An 11,083-nucleotide genomic window follows, 5' to 3' on the forward strand; every position below is an offset into this window, starting at 1 on the left:
TACGGTTAACTCTGTTAGTGGGGCATCATGTTGTAGTTAAGGTTCCACATGATCCACAGTGAGCCAACAACAACAATCAAAATGATGACTGCTGAGAAGACCAGTGCTACCAGGTTCCATCCGCCTTCTGACTTACGGTCCAGATGCAGGAAGTACACCAGGTGAACCACTATCTGTACCACGGCACAGATAACGACCACTGCCAGAATAGTGTTCTTCGCAGCACCGCCATCCATCACCATCCAGAAGGGGATAGCCGTCAGGATGACAGAAAGAATGAAGCCGATAACATATGACTTCACACTCCCGTGAGATGCGCCATGTTCGGTTACTGAATGGTTCATTACATGGCCCCCATCAGATAGACAATGGTAAATACACAAATCCATACCACATCCAGGAAGTGCCAGAACAGGCTCAGGCACATGATACGGGTACGGTTTGTCGCCGTCAGACCACGGGTTCCTACCTGGAACATCAGGACCAGCATCCAAATCAGACCACAGGTCACGTGCAGACCATGAGTACCGACTAAGGTAAAGAATGCTGACAGGAAGCCACTGCGCTGCGGGCCCCAGCCTTCTGCAATCAGGTTATGGAACTCGTTAATTTCCATACCGATAAATCCGAGACCAAACAGGAACGTCAGCAACAGCCAGCCCAGTACGGCGCCTTTACTGTTGCGGTTCATGCCAATCACGGAAAAACCATAAGTAATAGAGCTCAACAGCAGTAAGGCTGTTTCACCCAGTACATAAGGCAGTTCAAAAAAGTCTTTACCTGAAGGGCCGCCAGCCGTGCTGTGGACCATGACCGCATACGTCGCAAACAAGGTTGCAAAGATAATGCAGTCACTCATCAGGTAGATCCAGAAACCAAAAACTTTATTGGCTCCTGCATCGTGATGCCCATGGTCCCCATGGGCGTCGTGGTGTTTAGTGAGAGTTTCAGAAGACATTATTTCACACCCGCTTTGCTAAGTTCTTCAAAGTGCCGGTTTTCGATCCGCTCAATTTCTTCAACAGAGACATAGTAATCCACGTCTTCGTCGAAACTTTTGCCGATCCACAATGCAATCATCGCCAGGAAAGACAGGCCAGCCAGCCACCAGATCCACCAGATCATTGCAAAACCGAAGATGGTTGCAAACAGGGCGATCACGACCGGAATACCACTGTTTTTCGGCATATGAATTTCTTCATAATGGGCCGGTTTTTTATAAGCTTCACCGCGTTCTTTCATTTCCCAGAAAGCATCACGTTCATGCACCTCCGGAATCACGGCAAAGTTATAGAATGGCGGAGGAGAAGAGCATGCCCAGTCCAGGGTACGGCCACCCCATACATCACCGGTCAGATCCCGGTTTTGTTCACGGTCACGGACCGATACCCAGAACATAATGACCTGACAAAGGATCCCGATAGCAATCAGACCGGCACCACAGGCCGCAACAACCAGCAGCGGGTGGAACTGAGGATCAATATTCTGGCTCAGACGGCGGGTCATCCCCATAAAGCCCAGAGCATACAGCGGCATAAAGGCAACGAAGAAACCGATAATCCAGAACCAGAAGGCACGTTTACCCCAGGTTTCATTCAGAGTGAAGCCAAAGGCTTTCGGGAACCAGTAACTGACACCTGCCATACAACCGAAGACCACACCACCGATAATAACGTTATGGAAGTGCGCAATCAGGAACAGGCTGTTATGCAGGACGAAGTCGGCACCGGGAACTGCTAACAGTACCCCGGTCATACCACCGACCGAGAAGGTGACGATAAAGCCAACGGTCCACAGCATCGGTGCCGTCATCTGAATGCGGCCCTGATACATAGTGAACAACCAGTTAAAGATTTTAACCCCGGTAGGAATGGCGATAATCATCGTCATAATACCGAAGAAGGCGTTAACGTTGGCCCCGGCACCCATTGTAAAGAAGTGGTGCAGCCAGACGATAAACGACAGAACGGTAATCGCAACGGTTGCCCACACCATAGAGGTGTAACCAAACATGCGTTTTTTGGCGAAGGTCGCAGTAACTTCCGAGAACACACCAAACACCGGCAGCACCAGAATATACACTTCCGGATGGCCCCAGACCCAGATCAGGTTGACGTACATCATCATGTTGCCACCCATTTCGTTGGTAAAGAAATGGAAGCCCAGATAGCGGTCAAGGGTCAGCAGTGCCAGAGTGACGGTTAATACCGGGAACGCTGCAATGATCAGTACGTTAGTACATAACGAAGCCCAGGTGAAAATAGGCATTTTGAACATTGTCATACCCGGGGCACGCATCTTCAGAATAGTGACGAAGAAGTTAATCCCGGTCAGGGTAGTACCAATCCCTGACAGCTGCAGGCTCCATATCCAGTAATCAACCCCGACCCCCGGACTGTACTCTGCACCTGACAATGGCGGATAAGCCAGCCAGCCGGTCTGAGCAAATTCACCCACACCCAGTGACAGGTTAACCAGCACCACACCGATAGCGGTAAACCAGAAGCTGAGGTTATTGAGGAACGGGAAGGCAACGTCACGTGCACCAATCTGTAACGGAACGGCGATGTTCATCAGACCGACCACGAACGGCATCGCGACGAAGAAAATCATAATCACGCCGTGGGCGGTAAAGATTTGGTCGTAGTGATGAGGCGGCAGAAAGCCTGCTTCCCCGGCAGAGGCCAGCACCTGCTGGCTACGCATCATGATAGCATCGGCAAAACCACGCAACAGCATGACGAAAGCCAGAATGATATACATGATACCGAGTTTCTTATGGTCCACAGAGGTAATCCACTCAGACCACAGATACTTCCACTTACCGAAGTAAGTGATGGCGGCCAGAAGAGCAACACCGCCAATGATAATCGCAGCGCAGGTGACCATGACGATAGGTACGTCCAGTGGTATCGCTGCTAAGCTTAATTTTCCTAACATGCTGTTATTCCCCTGCTCCGGCGGAAGCTGCGTGATCCATGTTCATGCCCTGATGGGAGGACATGTCCATTTTCCCGTCATGTGTCATAAACTTATCAACGACCTGCCTGAACAGATCAGGATTAGCTGTTGAGAAGTACTCCACCGGGTTGTTTTCACTTGGTGCAGCCAGTTTATTGAAGTCATCCATAGTGGTCAGAGTGGCAGGTGCTGCTTTCACTTTGTCGACCCACTGCCGGAATTCCGCATCGTCTTTGGTCGCAATGGCTTTAAATTTCATGCCAGAGAAACCGCGACCACTGAAGTTAGAAGAAATACCGTCAAAAATACCTGGTTCATTCGCAATCAGGTGCAGTCGGGTCTGCATACCTGCCATAGCGTAGATCTGGCTGCCAAGGGTAGGAATAAAGAAGGAGTTCATGACCGAGTTTGAGGTGATTTTGAAACTGACCGGTGTATTTGCCGGGAAGGCAATCTGGTTAACCGTTGCAATTCCTTGCTCAGGGTAGATAAACAACCATTTCCAGTCGAGGGCAATAACGTCAATTTCAACAGGTTTTACATCGGAAGCAATGGGTTTACTTGGCTCGAGAGCGTGGGTTGATTTCCATGTCAACACACCAAGGAAGATGATGATGAGGATTGGAATTGTCCAAACGACAGCTTCAATCTTATTAGAGTGCGACCAGTTAGGTGAATATTTAGCATTCGTATTGGATGCCCGATACTTCCAGGCAAATACGATAGCCATTAAGACTGCCGGGATGACGACCACTAACATTAAGCCAAAGGCTGTCAAAATCAGTGAGCGTTGCTCCAGTGCAATCTGACCTTTAGGATTTAACAATGCACTATCACAGCCACTAAGCAAAATAGCACCGGTGATAAGTGACAAAATCCCCAAACTTTTATTGTATTTCCTGAGTCTCATTTAACGACCTCAATGACAAAGGGCTTATTGTCGTTTAAGTGTGGCGGCATTTTACGGCAAGGTTTATAAACTGTAAACCATATTGAATTTATGTCAGTAAGTTGTGGCTACATATTGCAAGGAATTTAACAAATGTGGTGGGGGCATTGAAATGATCAAGGACATCAAAGGATTGGCTTAATATAACCAGACGACAATAACCCCGTAGTTAATGTTCTTTATTGCTATAAATATCGATATTAATTATCAATTATTTAACACTTTACCTATTTATTTTAACAATAGGTGCTTTTATCGCACCGTATAAAAGCACCGGTATGTACAATTAATAAGCAATCCTGTTTTGTGTGAACAAAGAAAAAACTAAACCGTTAATTATCGCTGATCATTAAATGTCTTTTTTCAGACTCAGGCAGTCCAGTACGACTCCGAGAATGACTGCCAGGCTAATCACCACCATGCCAGCTTCAAACAAGGGAACATCGCGGACGTTACCCGGAAGCCAGCCTGAAGCACCAGATATAAGTGTAGACAACCAGACCAAAAGTACCAGGCAACCGGAAACAAAGAGGCGGAATGCCCAGCGATAGGCGAGAGGAAAACAGCGTCGCGGGGCGAACTGCCCGGCGACTGCCGGCATCAGATTATTGCGACTTATCAGTAGCAGCAGTAACCCCGGCAGTCCTGCGGCGACAGTAAAGGCATAGAATCCGGGCCAGCCCCAGAGTTCGACCAGCCAGCCGGCAGCAGGGCCGACATAAACGCGGCCGACAGCAGACAGGGCAGACAGCAGCGCAAACTGGGTGGCAGAAAAAGAGCTATTGCATAAGGCCATTAACAGGGCCACAAAAGCAGCCGTCCCCATACCACCACACAGGTTCTCGATAAATACTGCGCTGGCCATACTCCATAAATGCACATCAGTGATTGTCAGTAACCAGTAAGCCAGGTTTGACAGGGTCTGTAATATACCGAACCACATTAGTGCGCGAAACAGGCTGAGTTTTTGCATCACCACTCCGCCATACAGGGCACCGACAATGGTAGCCAGTAAGCCGAGAGTCTTATTCACCAGCCCGACGTCGCCGGCATTAAATCCCAGACCGCGGATCAGAAAGGTGGTGGTCAGGGCTCCGGCAAAGGCATCACCCAGTTTATACAGGATAATCAGTGTAATCATCAGCCAGGCATTATTACGGCTAAAGAAATCCAGCAACGGCGCGACTACGGCCTGGCGCAGGGTCAGTGGCCTGACAGCCGGGCCGGCCGGTTCCCTGGCAAGTAATGTGCCTGCAATGCCGGGCAGCATAAGTGCAGCCATCAGCCAGTAAGTGGCATGCCAGCCCAGATAACGATCTGCCAGCCAGAGAGCCAGCCCGCCGGAAACCAGCATCGCCAGCCGGTAACCCAGCACGGTGATGGCTGCACCGCTGCCGCGCTGTTCGGCCGGCAGGACATCGGTTTTCCAGGCATCGAACACAATATCCTGCGAGGCCGAACAAAAGGCGACGATCACTGCCAGTAATGCCAGCAGCGTCAGGTGTCCTGACGGCTGAAGAAAGCCAAGGCAGGCGATAGCCACAATCAGGGCACACTGGGTAAGTAACAGCCATCCCCTGCGGCGTCCGAGCAGCGGCGGGGAGTAGCGATCCATAAAGGGGGACCAGAGGAATTTAAATACATAGGCCTGGCCAACCAGAGAGAAAATACCGATGGTTTTTAAATCGATATTTTCAACCGTCATCCAGGCCTGAAGTGTACCCGATGTCAGGGCCAGAGGCAGGCCCGATGAAAACCCGAGTAACAGCAGAACGGCAAAGTTGCGCTGAGTGAAGATTTTTAAATAGTCTGAACGCATGGCATCCTGGCTGCACGAAGAAAATTCATGCAGCCATCATAACATTCAGTGCGAGTTTTGTTTAATGAACTGGTTAATGCTGGTGTCGCGGGACATATCAGTAATCACATCACTCAGGGTCTGGTTAACCGCCTGAGTAATTTTGTCGTTAGTTGCGCTGAACGGACCTTCAATACTGTAGGTCTGGCGGTAGGTTTTTATCTGTTTATTGCCATTTTTCGCGGTGGCGGTAATAGAAATGTCCGCACTGGTGGTAATACTGTAACGCAGATTCCCCTGAGAGACGTTAGCGTACAGTTTGTTAACCACGATCTGCAGGTCAACAGCACCGTCAGGGCCAATCATATAACCGCGGGCAGTCATCTGCTTTTCAAGCACTTCCTGTAACAGGAAGCGCAGATCACGTGACGGTGTCAGGGTGACCAGCTGGTTATCGCGGGTCACCTGAGCCAGTGCCTGGCTGGTACGTTGATCGGCACCATTAATACTGATAGTCACACCCATCAGGGCCGGATCCTGCTGCGGCAGAGTCATTGTCGGGGTAACATCCAGGGTGTTGCTGCTGGTGGCACATCCGGCAAGGGCCAATACCGCCAGTAAAGGAAAGACTGCTCTTCTTAACATACAAATTTTCTCATCACATGATAACAACAGTCAGCCGGAGGGGCTGCTGTCAGGGAATTTTTTGGCGACACCAGCAGGTATTCGCTGGCTGACTTATAAAAGTCTCTGGATTTCAGCGGCTGACTCATCCATAGTCCGCTGATCGCGCGAAGCTATCATGCGCAATTGGTTATAAAATAGCACGTTTTTTTTGCGCTCTGGCGCAGTGATAATGAAAACACACTACTATTGATCATAAGGGCAGTGCGCTTGCCAGCCAGGAGTGTCAGAAATGATCCGTGAACAGATTGAAGACAAGTTACGTAATGAATTTCAGCCTCTGCATCTCGAAGTGCAGGATGAAAGCTATCGTCACAATGTACCGGCCGGTGCCGAAAGTCACTTTAAAGTCGTGATAGTGTCCGACCGCTTTGAAGGGTTGCGTTTTCTGGCCCGCCATCGTGCTATCTACGGGATTCTGGCTGACGAACTTGCCGGTCCGGTACATGCACTGGCATTACATACTTATACTGCCAGTGAATGGCAGGGGCTACAGGATACTGTACCGGCCTCCCCTGATTGTCGCGGGGCCGGATTACAGGCCTGACGGCGGGCTACCCGGCAGGTATTTATACGTCCGAAAGGCCGTTTTTTTGAAAAAAAAGCCACTGACAGGCAAAAACCCGCAATATCACAGGTTTCGTCTGCGTGTGGCTTCTCGACTCATTCAACCGATGTCGCTATAATGCTGCGTCTATTTTTCCGGAATGTCTTCGGGACGCTTCTGGTAACAGGGATCGGAGTTTTCTTCACGGAAGCCGTCCCGGTTGTTAGATAGTGCGTATTTTATAATGCGTGATGTCTGAAGTTGACCGAGCACGTGATTTTTTGAGGTAACAAGATGCAAGTTTCAGTTGAAACCACACAGGGCCTTGGCCGTCGCATTACCATCACAGTCGCTGCTGACAGCATTGAGACTGCGGTAAAGAAAGAACTGGTAGAAGTATCTAAGAAAGTCCGTATCGATGGTTTCCGTAAAGGCAAAGTGCCTAAGAACATCATTGAACAGCGTTACGGTGCATCCGTGCGTCAGGATGTACTGGGCGAGCTGATGTCACGCAACTTTGTTGATGCGATCATCAAAGAAAAAATCAATCCGGCGGGCGCACCTAAATATGTACCGGGTGAATACAAGCCGGGTGAAGACTTCACTTACTCTGTAGAGTTTGAAGTGTATCCGGAAGTTGAACTGAAAGGTCTGGACACTATCGAGGTTGAGAAACCACTGGTAGAAGTGAAAGACGAAGACGTTGATACCATGCTGGATACCCTGCGCAAGCAGCAGGCTGACTGGAAAGAAACGGATGCTGCCGCGACTGCTGAAGATCGCGTCACTATCGATTTCTCTGGTTCAGTTGACGGTGAAGAGTTTGAAGGCGGTAAATCGTCTGACTTCGTTCTGGCAATGGGCCAGGGCCGTATGATCCCGGGCTTCGAAGAAGGTCTGGTTGGTCATAAAGCCGGTGAAGAATTCACCATCGACGTGAAATTCCCTGAAGAATATCACGCTGAAACTCTGAAAGGTAAAGATGCTAAATTTGCGATTGTTCTGAAAAAAGTAGAACAGCGTGAACTGCCTGAATTTACCGAAGAGTTCGTCAAGCGTTTTGGCGTTGCTGATGGCTCTGTTGCCGGTCTGCGTACCGAAGTTCGTAAGAACATGGAACGCGAACTGAAAGGCGCAGTGCGTAATAACATCAAAACTCAGGCGATTGATGGTCTGGTGAATGCTAACGATATCGAGGTGCCTGCGGCACTGATCGACAGCGAGATTGATGTTCTGCGTCGTCAGGCAGCCCAGCGTTTTGGCGGTGATGAAAAACAGGCACTGGAATTACCTCGTGAACTGTTTGAAGAACAAGCGAAACGCCGTGTTGTTGTTGGTTTACTGCTGGGTGAAGTTATCCGTACCAGTGAATTAAAAGCTGACGAAGACCGCGTTAAAGGCCTGATCGAAGAAATGGCATCTGCTTATGAAGATCCTCAGGAAGTGATCGAATTCTACAGCAAAAACAATGAGCTGATGAATAACATGCGCAATGTTGCACTGGAAGAGCAGGCGGTTGACGTATTGCTTGAAAAAGCAAAAGTTACCGAAAAAGCGGCTAACTTCCACGACCTGATGAACCAGGGCCAGACTGCATAAGTCTGACTTAACGGTTCTCAGGTGAAGCCCGTGATCAGATTGGTCACGGGCTTTTTTACTTTTATAGCTAAAACTCCGTAACCCGCAGTGCTTTTTGTCGGTATTTCAGAGATTAACCGGCAGATTATCGGGTAATCTCTGGTGTAATATTCGCGAATTATCAAAAGATTGTTATGCTTGAAATATCGGTAGTTACCCCCATATACAGGGGAGTGTAAGATGAGACTGACTGATTAACCGTCCTGACGTTGTCGGAAGGAGGCAGGCTTCGGGGATTCGTAGCTTTCCTAACGTAAAATCGGTACAGAGTATTACCAATGTAATTTATTCAGGAGACGGTTATGTCATACAGTGGCGAACGTGAAATGATGGCATCACAAATGGCGCTGGTGCCAATGGTGGTTGAACAGACTTCACGCGGAGAGCGTTCTTACGACATTTTTTCCCGCTTACTTAAAGAGCGTGTGATCTTTTTGACAGGGCAGGTTGAAGACCAGATGGCCAACCTGATTGTCGCTCAGATGCTGTTTTTAGAAGCCGAAAATCCTGAGAAAGATATTTATCTGTATATTAACTCGCCGGGTGGCGTGATCACTGCCGGAATGTCGATTTATGACACCATGCAGTTTATCAAACCTGATGTCAGCACCATTTGTATGGGCCAGGCATGTTCGATGGGGTCATTCCTGTTGACGGCCGGGGCAGAAGGTAAACGTTTCTGCCTGCCAAATTCACGGGTTATGATCCATCAGCCACTGGGCGGTTTCCAGGGCCAGGCAACAGATATTGAAATTCATGCCCGCGAAATCCTGAAAGTGAAACAGCGGATGAATGAGTTAATGGCGAAGCATACAGGCCAGTCGCTGGCACAGATTGAAAGCGATACTGAACGTGACCGTTTCCTCTCAGCAGCAGAAGCGGTAGAGTATGGTCTGGTCGATTCTATTCTGACGCAGCGTAAATAAGGCTGTTTGCTACACTGCTTAAACCGCAGGCTGAAACCCGGGTAAATAGTGTATTGACGATGCCAGTCTGCTGCACGTTAAGTCGTGTTGCAGATTATCGAAACAATTAAAGAGGTAACTGATGACAGAAAAGCGCAAAGACGGTTCAGGTAAGTTGCTGTACTGCTCTTTTTGCGGCAAGAGCCAGCATGAAGTGCGTAAACTGATTGCCGGACCGTCAGTGTATATCTGTGATGAATGCGTTGATTTATGCAATGACATCATCCGTGAAGAGATTAAAGACGTCGCGCCTCATCGTGAACGTAGCGCACTGCCTACACCACGTGAAATCCGCGTTCATCTCGACGATTACGTGATTGGCCAGGAAAAAGCCAAAAAAGTGCTGTCAGTAGCGGTGTATAACCACTACAAACGCCTGCGTAATGGTGACACCAGCAACGGTGTTGAACTGGGCAAAAGTAACATTCTGCTGATTGGTCCGACCGGTAGCGGTAAAACCTTACTGGCGGAAACCCTGGCGCGGTTACTGGATGTGCCTTTCACTATGGCTGATGCCACCACCCTGACCGAAGCGGGTTATGTGGGGGAGGATGTGGAAAACATCATCCAGAAATTGTTGCAGAAATGCGACTATGATGTGGAAAAAGCCCAGCGCGGTATCGTCTATATTGATGAAATCGACAAAATCTCGCGTAAGTCTGATAACCCGTCAATAACCCGTGATGTGTCCGGTGAAGGGGTTCAGCAGGCATTACTGAAACTGATTGAAGGTACTGTGGCCGCTGTTCCGCCGCAGGGCGGACGTAAGCATCCGCAGCAGGAGTTTTTACAGGTAGATACCTCTAAAATCCTGTTTATCTGTGGTGGTGCTTTTGCCGGACTGGACAAAGTGATTGCTCAGCGTGTTGAAACCGGCTCAGGTATCGGTTTTGGTGCAACGGTAAAAGACAAGTCACAGAAAGCGACTGAAGGTCAGTTACTGTCTCAGGCAGAGCCGGAAGATCTGATTAAATTCGGTTTAATCCCTGAATTTATTGGCCGTCTGCCGGTAGTGGCGACGCTGAACGAATTAAGTGAAGAGGCATTAATTCAGATTCTGCGTGAGCCGAAAAATGCTTTGACCAAGCAGTACCAGGCATTATTCAGCCTGGAAGGCGCTGAACTTGAGTTCCGTGATGAGGCGTTAACCGCAATTGCCAAAAAAGCGATGGCCCGTAAAACCGGTGCCCGTGGCTTACGTTCAATTGTTGAAGCCGCACTGCTGGATACCATGTATGACCTGCCTTCGATGGAAGGCGTGGAAAAAGTGGTGATTGATGACAGTGTTATCGAAGGGCAGTCAGAACCTATGCTGATTTACGGTAAGCAGGAAGCTCAGGCGTCTGGCGAATAAATCAGCAAAATAGCCATCTGTTAGTTAATAAAGGGGAAAATCTTTTCCCCTTTTATTTTTTCTCGCATTTATGACATTGAATGTCTTGTCATCATCCCCATATACTCAATAACCTTTGGGCCTGAAGCACCCTGACGCTGTAAAAGGGTAGCTGAGCCCATCACCTGGCGGAAATTAAACTAAGAGA

The 11,083-nt window shown here is 48.9% G+C and carries 10 protein-coding genes; 4 read left to right on the top strand and 6 right to left on the bottom strand.

Annotation, left to right across the window (positions count from 1 at the left end; translation table 11 throughout):
* Positions 1-14: 14 nt before the first annotated feature.
* From JK216_RS05280 to JK216_RS05305, 6 genes are all read right to left on the bottom strand, one after another.
* Entirely contained in the window at positions 15-344 is a 330-nt protein-coding gene (locus JK216_RS05280; protein WP_212707932.1) for a cytochrome o ubiquinol oxidase subunit IV, read from the bottom strand.
* Positions 344-958: a cytochrome o ubiquinol oxidase subunit III gene (locus JK216_RS05285; RefSeq protein ID WP_212707933.1), complete on the bottom strand. Its 615-nt coding sequence runs from the start codon at positions 956-958 to the stop codon at positions 344-346. Before JK216_RS05285 ends, JK216_RS05280 begins: the two co-directional genes overlap by 1 nt.
* Positions 958-2,940, bottom strand: coding sequence for a cytochrome o ubiquinol oxidase subunit I (cyoB, locus tag JK216_RS05290; RefSeq protein ID WP_212707934.1), 1,983 nt, complete (start codon positions 2,938-2,940; stop codon positions 958-960). Before cyoB ends, JK216_RS05285 begins: the two co-directional genes overlap by 1 nt.
* A 4-nt stretch (positions 2,941-2,944) precedes the next feature.
* Positions 2,945-3,871, bottom strand: a complete 927-nt coding sequence (gene cyoA, locus JK216_RS05295; RefSeq protein WP_212707935.1) for a cytochrome o ubiquinol oxidase subunit II — start codon at positions 3,869-3,871, stop codon at positions 2,945-2,947.
* 388 nt (positions 3,872-4,259) lie between these two features.
* Entirely contained in the window at positions 4,260-5,729 is a 1,470-nt protein-coding gene (gene ampG, locus JK216_RS05300) for a muropeptide MFS transporter AmpG (protein ID WP_212711073.1), read from the bottom strand.
* Between the two features lie 45 nt (positions 5,730-5,774).
* The gene (locus JK216_RS05305) at positions 5,775-6,353 is read right to left on the bottom strand and encodes a lipoprotein (RefSeq protein ID WP_212707937.1); all 579 of its coding nucleotides are present in this window, start codon (positions 6,351-6,353) and stop codon (positions 5,775-5,777) included.
* Between the two features lie 271 nt (positions 6,354-6,624).
* Here JK216_RS05305 and bolA point away from each other — a divergent pair, with 271 nt between their 5' ends.
* The 4 genes from bolA (at position 6,625) to clpX (ending at position 10,896) form a co-directional block, all read left to right on the top strand.
* Positions 6,625-6,939: a transcriptional regulator BolA gene (gene bolA / locus JK216_RS05310; RefSeq protein ID WP_212707938.1), complete on the top strand. Its 315-nt coding sequence runs from the start codon at positions 6,625-6,627 to the stop codon at positions 6,937-6,939.
* A 294-nt stretch (positions 6,940-7,233) separates the two neighbouring features.
* Entirely contained in the window at positions 7,234-8,538 is a 1,305-nt protein-coding gene (gene tig / locus JK216_RS05315; protein WP_212711074.1) for a trigger factor, read from the top strand.
* A gap of 341 nt (positions 8,539-8,879) precedes the next feature.
* On the top strand, positions 8,880-9,503 hold the full coding sequence (gene clpP, locus JK216_RS05320) for an ATP-dependent Clp endopeptidase proteolytic subunit ClpP (protein ID WP_212707940.1): 624 nt from the start codon (positions 8,880-8,882) through the stop codon (positions 9,501-9,503).
* A gap of 121 nt (positions 9,504-9,624) precedes the next feature.
* Entirely contained in the window at positions 9,625-10,896 is a 1,272-nt protein-coding gene (clpX, locus tag JK216_RS05325) for an ATP-dependent protease ATP-binding subunit ClpX (protein ID WP_212707941.1), read from the top strand.
* The last annotated feature ends 187 nt before the right edge of the window (positions 10,897-11,083 follow it).

The sequence above is a fragment of the Tatumella sp. JGM94 genome (assembly GCF_018257595.1).
Taxonomy (GTDB): Bacteria; Pseudomonadota; Gammaproteobacteria; order Enterobacterales; family Enterobacteriaceae; genus Tatumella; species Tatumella punctata.

What these genes read in the sequence shown, in the direction of transcription:
- JK216_RS05280 (WP_212707932.1), bottom strand. Translation starts at nt 344, where the DNA reads ATGAACCATTCAGTAACCGAACATGGCGCATCTCACGGGAGTGTGAAG.
- JK216_RS05285 (WP_212707933.1), bottom strand. Translation starts at nt 958, where the DNA reads ATGTCTTCTGAAACTCTCACTAAACACCACGACGCCCATGGGGACCAT.
- cyoB (WP_212707934.1), bottom strand. Translation starts at nt 2,940, where the DNA reads ATGTTAGGAAAATTAAGCTTAGCAGCGATACCACTGGACGTACCTATC.
- cyoA (WP_212707935.1), bottom strand. Translation starts at nt 3,871, where the DNA reads ATGAGACTCAGGAAATACAATAAAAGTTTGGGGATTTTGTCACTTATC.
- ampG (WP_212711073.1), bottom strand. Translation starts at nt 5,729, where the DNA reads ATGCGTTCAGACTATTTAAAAATCTTCACTCAGCGCAACTTTGCCGTT.
- JK216_RS05305 (WP_212707937.1), bottom strand. Translation starts at nt 6,353, where the DNA reads ATGTTAAGAAGAGCAGTCTTTCCTTTACTGGCGGTATTGGCCCTTGCC.
- bolA (WP_212707938.1), top strand. Translation starts at nt 6,625, where the DNA reads ATGATCCGTGAACAGATTGAAGACAAGTTACGTAATGAATTTCAGCCT.
- tig (WP_212711074.1), top strand. Translation starts at nt 7,234, where the DNA reads ATGCAAGTTTCAGTTGAAACCACACAGGGCCTTGGCCGTCGCATTACC.
- clpP (WP_212707940.1), top strand. Translation starts at nt 8,880, where the DNA reads ATGTCATACAGTGGCGAACGTGAAATGATGGCATCACAAATGGCGCTG.
- clpX (WP_212707941.1), top strand. Translation starts at nt 9,625, where the DNA reads ATGACAGAAAAGCGCAAAGACGGTTCAGGTAAGTTGCTGTACTGCTCT.